The organism is Neorhizobium galegae (assembly GCF_017877055.1).
Taxonomy (GTDB): domain Bacteria; phylum Pseudomonadota; class Alphaproteobacteria; order Rhizobiales; family Rhizobiaceae; genus Neorhizobium; species Neorhizobium galegae_D.
Genome location: NZ_JAGIPG010000002.1, coordinates 856,129 through 873,264, shown reverse-complemented (window position 1 = coordinate 873,264; position 17,136 = coordinate 856,129). Strand labels below are relative to the sequence as shown.

Here is a 17,136-nt window from a genome sequence, read left to right as displayed (position 1 = left end):
CCGATCCGTTCCGAAACAGCCCGCGAAGAAAAGGCGAGTTTGCTGAAAAAGGCAAGTCTTTGAAGCTTTTGAGCGGCTTAGGCTCTGCGCTTTTCCGGCAGAAGGTCGATCAGTGCCGTGATATCGTCGAGGCAGATATCCGCCGAGGCCGACAGCGTTTCGCGCGAACCGGTGCCGGTCAGGACCGCGACCTTCAGGCCGACGCCGGCGCTGGCGCCCATATGCATGTCGTGATTGTTGTCGCCGACCATGGCGACCTCGGCCGGATCAAGCCCGGTGGCGCGGCAGAAGCCGAGCACCATGCCGGGCTCCGGTTTCACTCCGTGACCGCTGTCGTAGCCGGCGATGAAATCCACATGATCGATGATGCCGAAGCGGATGGCGGTCTGGCGGATCGCCTGTTCGTTGTCGCTCGAGGCGATGCCGAGCTTGAAGCCTCTCGCCTTGAGCGCGCCGAACAGCGCGGCAAGGTCGGTGACCGGCACGGAAAACTCCGCCGATCGGATGAAGAGGTCGTCGAGCAGCCGGGTGAGTTCACCCACCTCGATCGGCGAACCGGCGGAGACGAAACCGGCGGCGATCTCGGCGGCATTGCCGGCGGCAAGCAGGCTGTCGGCGCGCGTGTGGCCGGAGACGGTATCCATGCCGCCGGAAAACAGGAGCTGCGGCTCGAGTTCGGCATCCCCGGCCGCGGCGATACGCGCCGCCTCGCGGTTCACCGGCCCCCAGCTTTCGTCATAGAGCAGCAGGGTGCCGTCCTTGTCGAACAGGATGCCGGCGATGTGTGCGAGCTTTTCGGGGGTCATCGTACGGCGGCGGCTTTCGGCTGCAGCCTTGCGCTTACCGTCAGAGGATTGACATAGGGCTCCAGCGCCTTGATCGTCTTCGACAGCGCACCGCGCATCTCGTCCATCGCATCATGGCCGGAATCGATCATCTTCACCCGGGCGAGGTCGTTGATCATCAGGTAGTGGACGGCCTTTGCCAGCATCTCGACATCCTTGACGATGCGGGCACCGCCCTTGCGCACCAGATGCTGATAGGCGTCGCGGAAATTCTGGACATGCGGGCCGGAAAGCACCGCGCAGCCGAGCATAGCCGGTTCGAGCGGGTTCTGCCCGCCCTCGTTCGTCAGCGACCTGCCGACGAATGCGATCTCGGTCAAACGCAGGTAAAGCCCCATTTCGCCGATGGAGTCACCGAGGAAGACGTCTGTTTCCGGCGTCACCACATCGTTGCGCGAGCGGCGGGCCACGGTCAGGCCCGCTTCCTTCAGCATCTCTTCGACCGCGTCGGCGCGATCCGGATGGCGCGGCACGAGAATGGTCAGCTGACCGTTCTTCGGTTTCAGCGCCTTGTGCACTGTCGCCGCCGCCTTTTCCTCGCCCTCGAAGGTCGAGATCGCCGCCCAGGTCCGGCGGCTGCCGATTTGCTTGCGATAACTTGCGAGCACCGCCTCGTCGCAGGGCGGCGGATCGGTATCGCTCTTCAGGTTTCCGGATGCGATGACCGGCCAGGCGCCGAGATCGCGGAAGCGCTCGGCATCCAGATCCGACTGAGCGACCACCAGAGCCATCTTGCCGAAGATGGCTTCGGCGATCGAACTGCGGTTGCGCCAGCGATCGAAGGACCGGTCGGAGATGCGGGCATTGACGCGGATCTGCGGAATGCGGCGGCGAGCGAGTTCGGCGATGGTGGTCGGCCAGATCTCGGATTCCGCCGTGATGCAGGCATCCGGCTTCCAGTAGGCGATGAAGCGCTTGATCGGAAACTTCAAGTCGAGCGGCACGTATTGGTGGATCACCTCGTCAGCCAGCCGCGACCGGACGAGATTTGCGGAAGTGACGGTGCCCGTCGTCAGAAGGATGTGGATCTCACGGCGCCGCAGCTCGCGGATCATCGGCATGATGGCGATGGTTTCCCCGACGCTTGCCGCGTGCACCCAGATGAGCGGGCCACGGGGCCGGGCAAGGCTTGCATAACCGAGCCGTTCCAGCTTGCGGGTCCTGTCTTCCTTGCCCTTCATGGCGCGATAGGCAAGGTAAGGCCCGACCAGCGGATAAAGGGAAATACCGGCCACCCGGTAACCAACGAGAGCCAAGCGCGCAGAAATCTTGCTCACCGCGTTTGCCCCCGATGCGTGATGGCCGCCATCAATGTGATAGACCCTCCGATTGCTCATCCGTAACCCAGTTTTTTGTGTTTTACAAATGCGTCAAAAAAGGGTCCCCGGGATCGATACCAGGCGAGGGACCAGCATCGCGAGCACATTGTAAAACCCGAGGCTTATCTCAAGCCGACTTAGTATCAGGATCGAGCAGGCGGTGCATATGGACGATGAAATAACGCATATGAGCGTTGTCGACCGTCTGCTGCGCCTTGCCCCGCCAGGCGACGAGCGCACTTGCGTAGTCCGGATAGATGCCGACGATATCAAGCGCCGAAAGATCCTTGAATTGAAGACCTTCCAGGCTCTGCAATTCGCCGCCGAAGACTAGATGCAGAAGTTGTTTCTTTTCGCCCGTTTCCGTCATTGTCCGTATCCGTCCGTTCCAGCTCCCCGGCTCTTCCTGTGCTGGATTCCAAAGAAAAGGTCAACCCGGAGCTAGGCCGGCAAGCTGGGGCAAAAGGCTGCGGAGCGCATGTTCGGCGCCGGCGGCCAACATTTCGTGGATGACACTCTCACGGTTATAGACGAGCCGGTTGCCGGCAAGATCGACAAGGCGGCCGCCTGCCCGTTCGAGGATGAGGTCGGCGGCGGCCAGATCCCAGTCGTGAGAGGCGCGCTTGACGACCGTGCCGTCGATGCTGCCGTCAGCGATCATGGCAAGCCTGTAGGCAAGCGACGGCACATGCCGCACCCGGCGGACTTCGTCTCTAAAACCCGGCTCGAATTTCTTGATGAGATTTTCATCGGCCGCGATGACCAGTTCGCCGTTGCTGCGGCAGACAGTGACCGAAATCGGCCGGCCGTTCTTCAGAGCCGGTCCATCCCTCACCGCAGAGAATTCCTCGTCGAGCGCCGGCGCTACCAGGACACCGGCGACCGGCTGGCCGCGATGGACGACGGCAACCGAGACGCACCAGGTCTTCTCGCCGTTGATGAAGGCGCGGGTGCCATCGATCGGATCGACGACGAAAAGCGTTTCGCGGCCAAGCCGGGCTACGTCGTCGTCAGTCTCCTCGGAGAGCCAGCCGTAATCCGGCCGAGCTTTCAGAAGCAGGGTCTGCAGCCGGTCGTTGGCCGCGAAATCCGCGGCGCTGACCGGCGACCTGCCATCGTTCTTCCACCAGACTTCCGGCGAGCGGCCGAAAAATCCGTGGGCGATCTCGCCAGCCTGGCGCGCCGCATCGAGAATGAGTTCGAGGTCCTGCCTCCAGTCCTGCGTTGCCGCCATCGAGATCAGCGTCCCGCCAGCGTCATGCCCTCGATGGCGATGGTCGGAGAGGCGACGCCGAACTTGCGGTCGATGTCGCTCGCCGGCGTCAGTCGCATGAACATGTCCTTGAGGTTGGAAGCGATCGTCACTTCCGAAACGGGATAAGCGAGCTCGCCGTTCTCGATCCAGAAGCCGGTCGCGCCGCGCGAGTATTCGCCGGTGATCATGTTGACGCCCTGGCCGATCAGTTCTGTGATGTAGAAGCCATTGCCGATCGACCTGATCAGGTCCTCGGGCGAAATGTCGCCGGGCTCCAGCGCCAGGTTGGTGGAGGCGGGCGACACGGCCGTGCCGCCGCGCACGCCGCGGCCGTTGGTGACGAGGCCAAGTTCTCGCGCCGTCGAGGTCGACAGGAACCAGTGGTTCAGGACGCCATCCTCGATCATGACCATGCGCTCGCCAGACACACCCTCGCCGTCGAACGGACGCGAGGAGGAACCACGCACGATCAGGGGATCGTCGGTGATGTTGAGTCCGGCTTTCAGCACCTGCTGGCCCATCTTGTCGCGCAGGAAGCTGGTCTTGCGGGCGACGGACGCGCCGTTGATGGCGCCGGCGATGTGGCCGACGAAACCGCGGGCGATACGCGGATCGAAGACGACGGTGACGTTGCTGCCGGTATCGACCTGGCGCGGGTTGATGCGCTTGACGACGCGCTCGCCGGCACGGCGGCCGATCATCTTGGGATCGTCGAGATCGGCGGCATAAAGACGGCTGTCGAAGTCGTAATCGCGCTCCATCTTCGTGCCCTCGCCGGCGATGACGCTGACCGAGCGGCCGAAACGGCTGGCCATATAGCTGCCGGAAAAGCCATGGGAGGTGACGAGAACAAGGCCGCCCATGCCCGACGATGCGCCGGCGCCGGAGGAATTGGTGACGCCCTGGACGTCGAGCGCCGCCTGTTCCATTTCGAGCGCCGCTTCGCGGAGCGCGTCGGTCGGCACATCGGTCGGGTCGTAGAGTTCGAGGTCGGGATAGGATTTCGCCAGATCCGCCTCGTCCGCAAGGCAGGCGAACGGATCTTCGGGGGAGACCTTGGCCATGGCGACGGCGCGCTCGGCAAGCACCTTCATGTCGAAGCCGGGATTGGCCGAGACGCTGGCGACCTGTTTGCCGACGAAGACGCGAAGCGAGAAATCGTCGCTCTCGGAGGCTTCCGTGCCCTCGACCTTGCCGAGACGGACGCTGACAGAACGGGAACGGGAACGAACCACGACCGCATCCGCCTGATCCGCTCCCGCGGCCTTGGCGAGATCAATCAATTGGCTGGCACGGGAAAGCAGTTCGGCGGAATCGATTTCAGAGGTCATGATTGCAAGCCTTTCATTCTCGTCCCATTTATTGTGCACTGTCAGAAGCATCAAGGGCGGCTCGCCGATTCTTGATGTCCCACCTTAGACTGAAAGTATCCCGCATGACCGCTTCCGGCTCGCTATTTTCGCAAATGCTTCTCCTGCTTGCCGGCGCGGTGATTGCCGCCCCCGTGTTCAGGAAGCTGGGGCTCGGCACGGTGCTCGGCTATCTTGCCGCAGGCGTGGTCATCGGGCCGATCATGCAGCAGATCGTCGAGACGGAAGAAGTGCTGCATTTCGCGGAGTTCGGCGTCGTTTTCCTGCTGTTCATCATCGGGCTCGAACTGAAGCCCTCCCGCCTCTGGCAGATGCGCGGCGACGTGTTCGGCCTCGGCCCGGCACAGGTGGTGATCTCGGGACTGGCGCTGAGCGGGCTCGCACATCTGACCAACATGGCGGATTGGCGCGGTAGCCTGATCGTCGGTTTCGGTCTTGCGTTGTCCTCGACGGCCTTTGCCCTGCAGATCCTCAACGACGACGGCGAGATGAACAGCCGACACGGCCAGCGCTCGTTTTCGGTGCTGCTGTTCCAGGATCTCGCCATCGTGCCGCTGCTGGCGCTGATCACCATCCTGGCGCCCGGGACCACGGAGACGGAAGCCTCGCCGCTTCTCGATTTTGCAATCGCGGTCGGAGCGGTCGGCGCCATGGTGATTGCCGGCCGCTATCTTTTGACGCCGATGTTCCAGATCATCGCCCGCACCGGTGCGCGGGAGGTGATGATCGCCGCGGCGCTGCTGGTGGTGCTGGGATCGGCGGCGGCGATGCAGGCCGTGGGACTGTCGATGGCAATGGGCGCCTTCCTGTCCGGCGTGATGCTCGCCGAGTCTTCCTACCGGCACGAGCTGGAAGCCGATATCGAACCCTTCCGCGGCCTGCTTCTGGCGCTGTTCTTCATGGCGGTCGGCCTGTCGCTGGAAGTCCATGTCATCCTCGATAACATCTTCTTCATCCTGCCCGCCGTGCCGATCTTCATGGCCCTCAAGGCGCTGATCGTCTACGGGCTCTCCCGGCTCTGGGGTTCGCCGCACAACGATGCGGTGCGCATCGCGTTCCTGCTGCCCCAGGGCGGCGAATTCGGTTTCGTGCTGTTCACCACCGCAACGGCCGCCGGCCTGTTTTCGTCGGCCACCGCCTCGCTGCTGATCGCCGGCGTGACGCTTTCGATGGCGCTCACGCCGTTCGGTGCAGCACTTTCCAAGCGGCTCCTCAACGGCGAGAGCCGCGAGGAACTGGAGGAGGATTTCGACGGCGCCGGCGCCGACGTGCTGATGATCGGGTTCTCGCGTTTCGGCCAGATCGCCGCGCAGATCCTGCTTGCCGGCGGCCGCGAAGTGACCGTAATCGACGATTCCGCCGACCGTATCCGCCAGGCGGCCGCCTTCGGCTTCCGCATCTATTTCGGCGACGGGACACGCCGCGACGTGCTGATCGCGTCCGGCATCGAAAAGGCGAAGGTCGTGGCTGTCACCACCCAGAAGCGCGAGACGACCGACCAGATCGTCGATCTCATCCGCTCGCAATTCCCGGACGTGCGCCTTTATGTGCGCTCCTACGACCGCATTCATTCCCTGTCGCTTCGGGATCGCAACGTCGAATACGAGCTGCGCGAGACGCTGGAATCCGGCCTGCTGTTCGGAAGAAAGACGTTGGAGGCGCTCGGCATGAGCGAAAACGAGGCCGAGGAGATCGGCGACGACATCCGCCAGCGCGACGAGGAGCGGCTGCAGATCCAGGCCGTCCAGGGGCTCGGCGCCGGGCGCGAGATGCTGTTTAACAGCCCGGTCCGGCCGGAACCGCTGATCAAGCCGAAACGGTCGATGGTGGTGGACGCCGACGAACTGAACGCCGAGCCGGCGACGGCGGAGAACGGCTAGTTGTTCGCTTCCGCCGCCGCATGCAGCGCGTCGATGGCGCGCTTCAGCTCGTCCTTGACATGTTCGGACTCGTCGAGGATTTCGCGAGCCTTCAGGAAGTCCAGCACCCGGAAACGATTGACCGAAGGCCGGAGAAAGATCTGCGGCGGATTGAGCTTCAGTTTGAGGGCGATGCTCGCCTGCATGGTGAGCTGGCTTGCGCCGAACAGGCTGTCGATGCGATTGGGCGCATGGGTGCCGTCGCCCTCCGGCGCACCGACCACGTCGACGCCGATCACCACGTCGGCAACGTCCATCAGTTGCTCATAGGGGACGGGATTGAAGACGCCGCCATCGATCATCACCCGGCCGTTGACCCGGACCGGCATGAACAGGCCGGGAATGGCGGCGGAGGCGGCAATCGCGGTCCGCAGCTCGCCCTGTTCGAGGATCACTTCCGCTTGGCCGTAATAATCGGTGGCGGAGATCTTCATCGGGATTTCGAGATCGGTGAAATCCTCCGGCACCTGCGGCGGCAGGAAGGCATCGAGGATGAGTTCGAGATTGAACTGGCCGAAGCGGAAGCCGCCAAGCTTGTCGCGCATGGTGGCCGGGCCGAGACCCCAGAGCTTGTTGAGAAGGGTGCCGCGGTGGCCGACCGTCTCCAGCGCGTATTGGCGGATCTCGCGGCCCGTCATGCCCGACGCCATGCCGGCGCCGATGATCGCGCCGATCGACGAGCCGGAAATCGCCACCGGCCGGATGCCGAGTTCGTCGAGCGCTTCGATGACCTGGATATGCGAGAGGCCCCGCGCGCCGCCGCCGCCAAGCGCGATGGCAAACGTCAGGCCGCCCTTGGCACTGACGGCTTCGAGATCGGGAATTGCAAGCCTTGTATTCATTCCTCTGACCTCAGGCCGGCTGGTAGCGGAAAAAATCCATGCGGGTATCGCCGAACGTCCGGCTTTCCAAAAGCTTGAAGACGGCATCGACAGCTGGATTTATGTCGGCCCGCTCCTCCAGAATGGCAAGGGCTCCAGGCGCAAGCCAGCCGCCCGCGTGGGCAGAGAGCATGGCGCCCTCGCCGAGCCCCTGGCCATAGGGCGGATCGGCGAACAGGAAATGAAAAGGCTCGATATTGTTGGCCGTGCCGAGCTTGGTGGCATCACGACGAAGAATCCGCGCCCGGCCATGCAGGCCAAGGCTGTCGATATTCTCCCACAGCAGCCCCCTGCCCTCGACGCCGTTTTCGACGAAGAGCGCACTCTTGCAGCCGCGCGACAACGCCTCCAGCCCGACAGCGCCCGTACCGGCGAAAAGGTCGATCACCCGCCCGCCATCCAGCGCCTGCGGGTAGACGTGGCCGATGATGTTGAACAGGCTTTCGCGCGTCCGGTCGATGGTCGGCCGGATGTCATTCGTCTTGGGCGTGGCCAGGGAGCGGCCGCGAAATTCACCACCGACAATCCGCACCGCGCGTCACCCTCTCGGCGTGCGCGGCTTGCCGCCTGCCGGGCGTCCGCCCGAGGCGGGCCGGCCACCGGGCTTGCCACCACCAGCAGGTTTTCCACGGCCGCCGGAAGGCTTTCCGCCAAAGCTCTTGCCACCGCCCGGCTTTGCTCCAAACGGCTTGCCGCCAGGCTTTCCACCGCGCGGCCTGTCGCCGGCGGACCGATCACCTGCGGGACGATCACCACGCGGCGGCCGATCCGAAAACGGCCGGTCGCTGCGCGGACGCTCGGAGCGGCCCTCGCCTGCGGAGAAGGACCGTGCGGGACGCTCTCCATCCTCGCGCGGTTTGCGGTCGCTGAATGGACGTTCGCCTCTGGCCTTGTCACCGAAGGCGCGTTCGCCCCTCGGCTTGTCGCCAAACGGACGGTCTCCACGGGGCGGACGGTCACCGGAAGGACGCTCGCCGCGCGGGCGCTCGGAACGGCCTTCGCCGAAAGAGCGAGCAGGGCGATCACCATCGACGCGTGGCTTGCGGTCAGCAAACGGGCGGTCGCCGCGAGGTTTGTCGCCGAACGGGCGGTCGCCACGCGGACGTTCCGAGCGAGCCTCGCCGGAGAAGGATTTGGTTCGGGGACGCTCGCCGCCTTCACGCGGCTTGCGTTCGCCGAATGAGCGTTCACCCTTCGGCTTGTCACCGAAGGAACGATCGCCGCGGGGCGGGCGATCACCAGAGGACCGCTTATTGCCGAAATCGCCCTTCTCCGGCTTGTCAGGGCCGTCGGCACGGATCCAGTCGCTGTCCTCCTGGGCGCGGTTGACGATGACCGGACGGTCGTTCTGCGGAACGGGCTTCTTGAAAAGCTGCTCGGCCTCGGCACGGGCGGAGGATTTGCGTGTCTTGTTTTCGGTGGTCGGACGGGCGCCCGGCGCCATCCAGACGTTGGCGGTGCGGCTGGTGCCCATCGGAGGACGCTTCTTCGGGCGGTCCTCGTCCTCCTGGTCCCGGGCGCCGAACGGCTTTGCGCCGCGCGGCTTGTCGGCGAACTTGCGGTCGTCGCGCTTGGTGTCGAGGCGGCCGAGCGCCTTTTCGCGCCGGTCCTCCGGCTTGCCGGCCCGCGGACGTTCGGTCTTCTCCGGTCTTGCCGCCCATTCGGAACGCTCCGCACGGGTCGGCTTCTCATCTTCCGCAACGGTCTCGGTATAGATCGGCGCGTCGAAATTGGCCTTGGATTCCTCGATCAGACGGGGCCCAAGCTGGTCGCGCAGCATGCGGCCGCGCACCTCCACGACCTCGCCTTCCGGCAGGTCTCCGAGCTGGAAGGGGCCGTAGGAAATACGGATCAGGCGGTTCACCTCGAGGCCGAGCGCTCCCAGCACGTTCTTGATCTCGCGGTTCTTGCCTTCGCGAAGGCCCATGGTGATCCAGGAATTGTGACCCTGGGTGCGGTCGAGCGTGGCGTCGATCGAACCATAGAGCACACCTTCGACGGCGATGCCGTCCTTCAGCTTGTCGAGATCCTCCTGCTTGACCTCCCCATGGGCACGCACGCGGTAGCGACGCAGCCAGCCGGTGGTCGGCAGTTCCAGCACCCGGGAGAGGCCGCCATCGTTGGTGAGCAACAGCAGGCCTTCGGTATTGATGTCGAGGCGGCCGACGGACAGAACGCGCGGCAGGCCTTCGGGCAGGTTGTCGAAGACGGTCGCGCGCCCTTCCGGATCGGAATTGGTGGTCACCAGGCCAGCCGGCTTGTGGTAGAGCCACAGGCGGGTGCGCTCGATGCCGCGGATCGGGGCGCCGTCCACTTCGATCTTATCCGCGAGCGTCACGTTGACGACGGGCGTATCGAGAACCTTGCCGTTCAGGCTGACCCGGCCTTCCATGATCATCCGCTCGATATCGCGGCGCGACGCGACGCCGACACGTGCGAGGATCTTCGAGATGCGCTCGGGCTTGCCCTCGGCCTCCATGGTTTCCGGTGCGGGCGGCAGCTTGCGGACGGGCTTTGCCGCCTTTTCAGCGCCGGCCTTGGCCGCGGAATTCTTCCTAGGCGCAAGGCCTTCCTTGGCGGAAAAACCCGCCTTGCCGCCGGCTGCAGCCTTTGGAGCGGCCCGGGGTTTGGTTTCGCGAACGAAAGTCTTGCCTTCGCCGCGCTTCGGCTTGTCTTTGGAATTCATTTGTTGTTTGCCTGAAGCGTGATGTCTACGGAGCGATCCGGACATTCTTGTTCGTGTTGACTAAGATGGATTCGTGCCCGCAGCCGGGCGTCCAGTTGGATGCTTCCTACCAGTTCGCGCGATCCGGGTTAAGAGGAAATCGCCGAAATGCCTAATACCGATGGGTTCATGGACGCAGCGCTTGCAGAAGCCAAAGACGCGGCCGCCCGCGGCGAGGTTCCGATCGGCGCCGTTCTAGTCATCGACGGTTTTATTGTCGCCCGCTCCGGAAACCGGACCCGCGCCGAAAACGACGTTACCGCCCATGCTGAAATCGCCGTCATCCGGGATGCCGCGGCCGCCATCGGCCAGGAGCGGCTGTCGGGTGCCGACCTTTACGTGACGCTCGAACCCTGCACCATGTGCGCGGCGGCGATCTCGTTTGCGCGCATCCGGCGGCTCTACTACGGCGCGGAGGACCCGAAAGGCGGAGCGGTCGACAACGGCGTGCGCTTTTTTGCCCAGCCGACCTGCCATCATGCGCCGGAGGTCTATTCCGGCCTCGGCGAAAGCGAGGCCGCGAGCCTGCTCACCGGCTTCTTCAGATCGAAAAGAGAGAGTTAAGCCAAGCTTAGAAGAGCTTCCACCAGTCGCTGCCCTTCTTGGCTTCCGCGGCTTGTGCCTTCCGGCGCTTTTCCTTCTGGCTCTCGGGCTCGCCGACATCCGACAGGGCAGCCGCATCCGCCGAACGGAACTCCGCTGGCGGCTCGGCAAGCGAGCGACGGCGTCCGGTGACGCTGACGGTTTCAGCATCTGCCTTGGCCTTGCGGAAGGCTTCCCATTTCTCGGTCTCGGTCATCTGACCAGCCTGGCCGCTGCCCGCCAGCAGCGGTGAGCGATAGCCGGGATCGTTCTCGTGAGCGGCCGCTTCGTCACGCAGACGCTTGCGGGTTTCTTCCGGAGATTCGACCCAGTTGGGGTTGCTCTCGCGGCTCGCCAGCGATTGCTGGGGCGCCGGCAGCGCCTGGTCCTGACCCTTGGCGACAACCAGCGAAGGACGCGGATTGTATTTCAGGCTCGCTTTCGCTTCGGCACTCTTGCCGCCCAGCGAGACGGACTGCCCGAGGTCGTCGGTCAGCTGCTCCATGGCCGTCTTGTCAGTGCCGTAGGTCGGACCGCCGATGCAGCCCGAAAGGGTTAATGTCGAGGCGAGGATGCCGGCCACACCCATGCCGACACGAAACGCATATGTCGCTTTCATCAAAACCCTTCCAGCGGCGCCCGTCCTGACGCCTCAGACACACTCAAACGCCTGATGGCCGGAAAATCCGGCCAATTTCAGGCGGTTTTACCGGATGATTGCTCAAAGCGCAATCATCCGGTGGTTTTCAGCCGTCAAAGCCGGCCGAGAGCGGCCAGCTCGCGCAATGCGGCAGCGTCGCGCGCCGACACATCCGGATACGCGGGATCGGAGCCGACATCGGTCGTCACCCGCCACGAACGGGCACATTTGGTGCCTTCCGCGAGTTTCGGATCGACGGCGACGCCCTGCACTTCCGGCAGACGGAAGGCGCTCTCCGGCCCCTCGCCCGCAACAATCGCGATGCCCGACGTGATGCAGGTCTCTTCGAAGTCCTGGCCTTCCAGCGCCTTCATCAGCTCCGGATCGTTGACGTAAACGACGGGTGCTGCCTCTAGCGAAGAGCCGATCCGCTTGTCCTTGCGTTCGATTTCGAGCGCGCCTGTGACAACCGAGCGCACCTTGCGGATTTGAGCCCACTTTTCGGCGACCGCATCGTTCTTCCACTCGGTCGGAATTGTGGGGAACTGCTCGAGATGGACCGAGACGGCGTCCGGGTCGCGCGACAGCCAAGATTCTTCGGTGGTGAACGGCAGCATGGGGGCAAGCCAGGTCACCGTGCACTCGAAGATCCTGCGGATGACGGCAAGAGCCCCGCGACGGCGCAGCGACGACGGCGCGTCGCAATAAAGCGCATCCTTGCGGATATCGAAGTAGAAGGCCGACAGCTCGATATTCGAAAAATCGATCAGCGCCCGGGCGATCTTCTTGAACTCGAAGGCGTCGTAGCCTTCGCGGACGAGCTTATCGAGTTCGGCGAGACGATGCAGCATCAGCTTTTCGAGTTCCGGCAGATCGGCATAGGCGATCTCCTCACCCTCGTCATGGGCAAGCGTGCCGAGCATCCAGCGGATCGTGTTGCGCAGCTTGCGATACGCATCGACATTGGTCTGGATGATCGTCTTGCCGAGGCGCTGGTCTTCCCAGTAGTCGGTCGTCATCACCCAGAGGCGGAGGATATCGGCGCCAGCATCCTTCATGACGTCCTGCGGCGCCACGACATTGCCGAGCGACTTCGACATCTTCTGGCCCTTCTCGTCCATGGTGAAGCCATGGGTGACGACCGTGTCATAAGGTGCCCGGCCGCGGGTGGCGGCGGATTCCAGAAGCGAGGAATGGAACCAGCCGCGATGCTGGTCGGAGCCTTCGAGATAGACGTCGGCGGGCCATTTCAGGTCCGGGCGGTCTTCGAGCGTGAAGGTGTGCGTCGAGCCCGAGTCGAACCAGACATCGAGGATGTCCATCACCTGGGTCCAGCCTTCATTGGCGCGCGAGCCGAGGAAGCGCTCGCGTGCACCTTCGGCAAACCAGGCGTCCGCACCTTCGAGATCGAAGGCTTCGAGGATGCGCTGGTTGACCGCCTCGTCCTGGAGGATCTCGCCCTCATCGTCGACAAAGACGCAGATCGGCACGCCCCAGGCGCGCTGACGCGAAAGCACCCAGTCCGGGCGCTGTTCGATCATGGCGCGCAGGCGGTTCTGGCCGGCTGATGGCACGAAACGGGTGTCGTCGATGGCTTTGAGCGCCCGCGAGCGCAGCGTCGTGCCGTCGGCGAGGTCCTTGTCCATGTAGACGAACCACTGCGGCGTGTTGCGGAAGATGATCGGCTTCTTCGACCGCCACGAATGCGGATACTGATGCTTCATCCGGCCGCGGGCAAACAGCGCGTTGCGCTCGATCAGCGCCTTGATGACGCGGTCGTTGGCATCGCCCTTCTTGCCGTTGTCGTCCATGACGCGAGCGCCTTCGAAACCGGGAGCGTCGGCGGTGTAGAAGCCGCCGTCATCGACCGTGAAGGGGATTTTCGACGAGATGCCGCGGGCTTCGAGTTCGCGGGCGACCGATGTCCAGGCGTCGAAGTCCTCGCGGCCGTGCCCGGGGGCGGTGTGGACGAAACCGGTGCCGGCGTCATCAGTGACGTGGTCGCCGGCGAGGAGCGGGACGGCAAAGTCGTAGCCGCCGCCGAGGCCCTTGAAGGGATGGGCGCAGACGATCGCACCAAGCTCATCGGCGGAGATATCGCGCAGACGTTTGTACTGGAGCTTTGCCTTGGCGAAGCTCTCTTCCGCCAGCTTGTCAGCAAAGATCAGCTTTTCGCCCGGACGCGGGCCGAAATCATTGGCCGCCTCGGTAACCTCGTAGAGGCCATAGGAGATCTTTGGCGAATAGGAGATCGCACGGTTGCCGGGGATGGTCCAGGGCGTGGTGGTCCAGATGACGACGTGGGCGCCTAGCAATTCATCAAACCGCTTTGCAAATTCGATTGCTGCAGCCGCGATATGTCCGGAACCTACTGCCGGGTCAACTCCATGCAGTCCCGTGGTACCGTGCCTTCTCACGACGGGGAACTTCACCCAGATCGTATCGCTCTCATAGTCGTGGTATTCGACTTCGGCTTCAGCCAGCGCGGTGCGCTCGACCACCGACCACATGATCGGCTTCGAACCGCGATAGAGCTGACCGCTCTGGGCGATCTTCAGCAGCTCGCCGGCGATGCGGCTCTCGGCGTGAAAATTCATCGTCAGGTAAGGGTTTTCGAAATCGCCGACGATGCCGAGGCGCTTGAATTCTTCCGCCTGGACCTTGATCCAGCCGGCGGCGAATTCACGGCATTCCTGGCGGAATTCGTTGATCGGAACCTCGTCCTTGTTCTTGCCCTTGGCGCGATAGGCTTCCTCGATCTTCCATTCGATCGGAAGGCCGTGGCAGTCCCAGCCCGGAACATAGTTGGAGTCATACCCACGCATCTGGAACGAGCGGGTGATGACGTCCTTCAGGATCTTGTTCAGCGCGTGGCCGATGTGGATATTGCCGTTGGCATAGGGCGGGCCATCGTGCAGCACGAATTTTTCGCGGCCGGCGGCGGAAGCGCGCAGCTTTTTGTAGAGGTCCATCTGCTGCCAGCGGGCAACCAGTTCCGGCTCCTTCTGCGGCAGGCCGGCGCGCATCGGGAAGTCGGTTTCGGGCAGATAGAGGGTTTTCGAATAGTCGAGCTTTTCGGCGGTATCGGTCATGGTGAGCAATCGTCCTGGCGCCGCGACGGGGCGCATCTCGATGAAAATTCGCTGGCGGAAGGCGCTCATGAAGCGCCAAAAACCCGGACCCTCCGGCCGCTCTTACAGCGCGCGGAAGGCCGGGCCTATAATTCGAATGATCTGGGCCAGCCGGAATTTTTTCATGGTCGCGGTTCTTAAGGGTTTTTGCGGCGGAAAGGAAGGGGATTACCGTGCCAATTTCCTCCCGCGCGGCAAATAACTATCTGGTAAACCCCCGGCATTTGCAGGCGGCCGAAATTGTCGTTGAGGAAGTCATCTCCTATCCCTTCGACAGCCGGCTGCTGAAGTAGCCCCTCAAAACGCGATCTTGGCGTCCACTTCGCCGAGCGGCCTGACACCGGAAAGCAGCGCCCGCGCCTCCTCCTCGTCGCGCCTGATCTGGGCGACCAGGGCATCGAGCCCGTCGAATTTCAGTTCGTCGCGCAGGTGGCCGAAGAAGGAGACGGAACAGGTTTCGCCGTAAAGGCTGCCGGAGAAGTCGAAAAGGTAGGTTTCCAGAAGCGGCGCGCCATTCTCGGTCACCGTGGGGCGGCGGCCGTAGCTGGCGACGCCGTCGAAAAGCGTGCCGTCGGGACGGCGAAAGCGGACGGCGTAGATGCCGGCCTTGAGCTCGGCCTCCGGCGGAAGCTGCATGTTGGCGGTCGGAAACCCCAGCTGGCGGCCGAGCTTTTCACCGCCGATCACCTCCGCCTCGACCGTGTAGCGATAACCGAGCAGGCCGGCCGCGGCGGAGACATCGCCTTCAGCCAGCAGGTCACGGATGCGGCTGGACGAGATCACCTCGGCATTTTCGTCGCGGAAGGCATCGACCAGCTGCACGTTGAAACCGTGCTTGGCGCCCGATGCCATCAGGAAAGCGGGACCGCCTTCCCTGCCCTTGCCGAAATGAAAGTCGAAGCCGGTGACCACGGCGCTGGCTGCGAGCCAATCCACGAGGATGGTCTGGATGAATTCCTCCGCCGAGCGGGTCGCGAAGTCCCGGGTGAAAGGATATTCGATCACCGAGCGGAAACCCATGGCTTCGAGCAGCCGGGCCTTCAGCGGCGCCGGCGTCAGCCGGAACACTGGCTCTTCGGGGCGGAAAACGGTGCGCGGATGCGGCTCGAAGGTCAGCACCAGCGCCGGCACGCCGCGCTCTTCGGCAAGCGTCAGCGCCCGTTCCAGGACGCTGCGATGGCCGCGATGCACGCCGTCGAAATTGCCGATGGCGATGACGCCGCCCTTCAGTTCCTCGGGCAGCGGTTCCTTCTTCTCGTTGCGGTGGAAGACAGTCATGCAGCGGGTTCCGGTTCAGGCCAATTCGGCCCAGGGGGCTATGCGAGGCGCGGCATCCAGTATTTCGGCGCGGCATTTTCCCGTTTCAGCCAGGCGTTGAGGATCGCCTCGTCGGTCTGGCCGTTGACGGTGTATTCCGCGACATGGATGCCCGCGCTGATATAGAGCAGGTCGAGGCCGTATGCGAGCGCCCCGCGCACGTCGGTCGGCATGCCGTCGCCGATCGCCAGAACCCGGCTCATCGGGAATTCGCCGCGCACTTCGCGGGCGGCTTCGATCGCCGCCTCATAGATCGGCCGATGCGGCTTGCCGGCAACGCGGGTCTTGCCCCCGAACTCTTCGTAATAGGCCGCGACCGCGCCGGCGCAGGGGATGATCTTGTGGCCGCGCTCGACGACGAGGTCCGGGTTGGCACAGATGAAGGGCACATCGCGCTTGGCAAATGCCATCAGCATGTCGGTGTAATCTTCCGGCACTTCCTTCTCGTCGTCGAAGAAACCGGTGCAGACGATGCATTCGGCTTCCTCGGCGGAGACCACCTCGACGCCGAGCCCCTCGAACAGGTTGAGGTCGCGTTCGGGACCGATCAGGAAGACCTTTTTCGGGCCGTCCACGATCAGGTGCTGAGTGACATCGCCGGATGTGACGATCCGGTCATAGGTGCCGTCGGGCACGCCGAGCATGCGCATCTGCTCGATGACGCCGGGCGCCGTGCGCGGCGAATTGGTGATCAGCACAACGGTTGCGCCGGCTTCGCGGGCTGCGGCGAGAGCCTTGCAGGAATGCTGGAAAGCCTCGACGCCGTTGTGAACGACACCCCACACGTCCGAAAGGACCACGTCGTAGTCACCGATCACTTCGCTCAGGTTGCCGATGCGCTTTGCCATGTAACCTTTCCCATCTCGCAAGTCCCGGGTCACATGACAAACCCCGTTGAGGATTACAAGAGATATTCGGGAGAAAAGCCGCGACCGCATCGGCGGCGTCCGCAGGGGTCGCTTTTTTCCCCATGCAGGCCGAACCGGATGGCGAGGTTGAGGATGACGCCGGCAACCGCGGCGTATTTGGGCGCTATACGGACTTCGGCAGGTGCCTCAGTGGGCATTCGCAGGCCTCGTGCTGCTGTTAAACGCGCCGGCGCCTTTCTTCTACCAAAGTCCGGTGCAACATGCCGACCTGTCCGGAGAGGTG

Annotated in this window: 15 protein-coding genes; 2 read left to right on the top strand and 13 right to left on the bottom strand. The window is 63.7% G+C overall.

The window, feature by feature from the left end; translation table 11 throughout:
* Positions 1 to 77 precede the first annotated feature (77 nt).
* The 5 genes from J2857_RS14475 to J2857_RS14455 form a co-directional block, all read right to left on the bottom strand.
* Complete coding sequence (locus J2857_RS14475; RefSeq protein ID WP_210010826.1) at positions 78 to 806, bottom strand: HAD family hydrolase; 729 nt, start codon at positions 804 to 806, stop codon at positions 78 to 80.
* Positions 803 to 2,122: a lipid IV(A) 3-deoxy-D-manno-octulosonic acid transferase gene (waaA, locus tag J2857_RS14470; RefSeq protein WP_210010825.1), complete on the bottom strand. Its 1,320-nt coding sequence runs from the start codon at positions 2,120 to 2,122 to the stop codon at positions 803 to 805. The genes J2857_RS14475 and waaA overlap by 4 nt, the downstream gene beginning before the upstream one ends.
* 169 nt (positions 2,123 to 2,291) lie before the next feature.
* Positions 2,292 to 2,534, bottom strand: a complete 243-nt coding sequence (locus J2857_RS14465; RefSeq protein ID WP_007756862.1) for a DUF4170 domain-containing protein — start codon at positions 2,532 to 2,534, stop codon at positions 2,292 to 2,294.
* A 60-nt stretch (positions 2,535 to 2,594) separates the two neighbouring features.
* Positions 2,595 to 3,398: a 3'(2'),5'-bisphosphate nucleotidase CysQ gene (locus J2857_RS14460; RefSeq protein WP_210010824.1), complete on the bottom strand. Its 804-nt coding sequence runs from the start codon at positions 3,396 to 3,398 to the stop codon at positions 2,595 to 2,597.
* Positions 3,399 to 3,403: 5 nt separating this feature from the next.
* The gene (locus J2857_RS14455) at positions 3,404 to 4,750 is read right to left on the bottom strand and encodes a TldD/PmbA family protein (protein ID WP_210010823.1); all 1,347 of its coding nucleotides are present in this window, start codon (positions 4,748 to 4,750) and stop codon (positions 3,404 to 3,406) included.
* Between the two features lie 104 nt (positions 4,751 to 4,854).
* Between J2857_RS14455 and J2857_RS14450 the strand changes: the two genes are divergently transcribed.
* Positions 4,855 to 6,669, top strand: a complete 1,815-nt coding sequence (locus J2857_RS14450; protein ID WP_210010822.1) for a monovalent cation:proton antiporter-2 (CPA2) family protein — start codon at positions 4,855 to 4,857, stop codon at positions 6,667 to 6,669.
* On the opposite strand, the gene J2857_RS14445 is transcribed toward J2857_RS14450, so the two are convergent.
* The 3 genes from J2857_RS14445 to J2857_RS14435 are packed head-to-tail and all read right to left on the bottom strand — an operon-like array spanning position 6,666 to position 10,275.
* The gene (locus J2857_RS14445; protein WP_245363343.1) at positions 6,666 to 7,550 is read right to left on the bottom strand and encodes a patatin-like phospholipase family protein; all 885 of its coding nucleotides are present in this window, start codon (positions 7,548 to 7,550) and stop codon (positions 6,666 to 6,668) included. The two genes, J2857_RS14450 and J2857_RS14445, sit on opposite strands and share 4 nt — an antisense overlap.
* 10 nt (positions 7,551 to 7,560) lie before the next feature.
* Positions 7,561 to 8,121 carry a 16S rRNA (guanine(966)-N(2))-methyltransferase RsmD gene (gene rsmD, locus J2857_RS14440; protein ID WP_113129828.1) on the bottom strand — a complete coding sequence of 187 codons (561 nt, stop codon included), beginning with the start codon at positions 8,119 to 8,121 and terminating at the stop codon, positions 7,561 to 7,563.
* A 6-nt stretch (positions 8,122 to 8,127) separates the two neighbouring features.
* Positions 8,128 to 10,275 (bottom strand): pseudouridine synthase, encoded by a 2,148-nt coding sequence (locus tag J2857_RS14435; RefSeq protein WP_210010821.1) that lies wholly within the window; start codon positions 10,273 to 10,275, stop codon positions 8,128 to 8,130.
* Between the two features lie 147 nt (positions 10,276 to 10,422).
* Here J2857_RS14435 and J2857_RS14430 point away from each other — a divergent pair, with 147 nt between their 5' ends.
* Positions 10,423 to 10,878 carry a nucleoside deaminase gene (locus J2857_RS14430; protein WP_210010820.1) on the top strand — a complete coding sequence of 152 codons (456 nt, stop codon included), beginning with the start codon at positions 10,423 to 10,425 and terminating at the stop codon, positions 10,876 to 10,878.
* Positions 10,879 to 10,885: 7 nt separating this feature from the next.
* Here the strand turns inward: J2857_RS14430 and J2857_RS14425 are convergent, their stop codons facing one another.
* From J2857_RS14425 to J2857_RS14405, 5 genes are all read right to left on the bottom strand, one after another.
* Positions 10,886 to 11,515 carry a hypothetical protein gene (locus J2857_RS14425; protein ID WP_210010819.1) on the bottom strand — a complete coding sequence of 210 codons (630 nt, stop codon included), beginning with the start codon at positions 11,513 to 11,515 and terminating at the stop codon, positions 10,886 to 10,888.
* Positions 11,516 to 11,649: 134 nt separating this feature from the next.
* On the bottom strand, positions 11,650 to 14,628 hold the full coding sequence (gene ileS / locus J2857_RS14420) for an isoleucine--tRNA ligase (protein WP_210010818.1): 2,979 nt from the start codon (positions 14,626 to 14,628) through the stop codon (positions 11,650 to 11,652).
* A gap of 336 nt (positions 14,629 to 14,964) precedes the next feature.
* Complete coding sequence (locus tag J2857_RS14415; protein WP_210010817.1) at positions 14,965 to 15,945, bottom strand: bifunctional riboflavin kinase/FAD synthetase; 981 nt, start codon at positions 15,943 to 15,945, stop codon at positions 14,965 to 14,967.
* A gap of 38 nt (positions 15,946 to 15,983) precedes the next feature.
* A complete protein-coding gene (locus tag J2857_RS14410) occupies positions 15,984 to 16,832 on the bottom strand; it encodes a TIGR01459 family HAD-type hydrolase (RefSeq protein ID WP_210010816.1) in 849 nt (282 codons plus the stop codon).
* A gap of 53 nt (positions 16,833 to 16,885) precedes the next feature.
* Complete coding sequence (locus J2857_RS14405; protein WP_210010815.1) at positions 16,886 to 17,050, bottom strand: hypothetical protein; 165 nt, start codon at positions 17,048 to 17,050, stop codon at positions 16,886 to 16,888.
* Positions 17,051 to 17,136: the final 86 nt, after the last annotated feature.

Coding starts and splice junctions, on each gene's coding strand:
- J2857_RS14475 (WP_210010826.1), bottom strand. CDS start 806: ATGACCCCCGAAAAGCTCGCACACATCGCCGGCATCCTGTTCGACAAG.
- J2857_RS14465 (WP_007756862.1), bottom strand. CDS start 2,534: ATGACGGAAACGGGCGAAAAGAAACAACTTCTGCATCTAGTCTTCGGC.
- J2857_RS14460 (WP_210010824.1), bottom strand. CDS start 3,398: ATGGCGGCAACGCAGGACTGGAGGCAGGACCTCGAACTCATTCTCGAT.
- J2857_RS14455 (WP_210010823.1), bottom strand. CDS start 4,750: ATGACCTCTGAAATCGATTCCGCCGAACTGCTTTCCCGTGCCAGCCAA.
- J2857_RS14450 (WP_210010822.1), top strand. CDS start 4,855: ATGACCGCTTCCGGCTCGCTATTTTCGCAAATGCTTCTCCTGCTTGCC.
- J2857_RS14445 (WP_245363343.1), bottom strand. CDS start 7,550: ATGAATACAAGGCTTGCAATTCCCGATCTCGAAGCCGTCAGTGCCAAG.
- J2857_RS14435 (WP_210010821.1), bottom strand. CDS start 10,275: ATGAATTCCAAAGACAAGCCGAAGCGCGGCGAAGGCAAGACTTTCGTT.
- J2857_RS14430 (WP_210010820.1), top strand. CDS start 10,423: ATGCCTAATACCGATGGGTTCATGGACGCAGCGCTTGCAGAAGCCAAA.
- J2857_RS14425 (WP_210010819.1), bottom strand. CDS start 11,515: ATGAAAGCGACATATGCGTTTCGTGTCGGCATGGGTGTGGCCGGCATC.
- ileS (WP_210010818.1), bottom strand. CDS start 14,628: ATGACCGATACCGCCGAAAAGCTCGACTATTCGAAAACCCTCTATCTG.
- J2857_RS14415 (WP_210010817.1), bottom strand. CDS start 15,945: ATGACTGTCTTCCACCGCAACGAGAAGAAGGAACCGCTGCCCGAGGAA.
- J2857_RS14410 (WP_210010816.1), bottom strand. CDS start 16,832: ATGGCAAAGCGCATCGGCAACCTGAGCGAAGTGATCGGTGACTACGAC.
- J2857_RS14405 (WP_210010815.1), bottom strand. CDS start 17,050: ATGCCCACTGAGGCACCTGCCGAAGTCCGTATAGCGCCCAAATACGCC.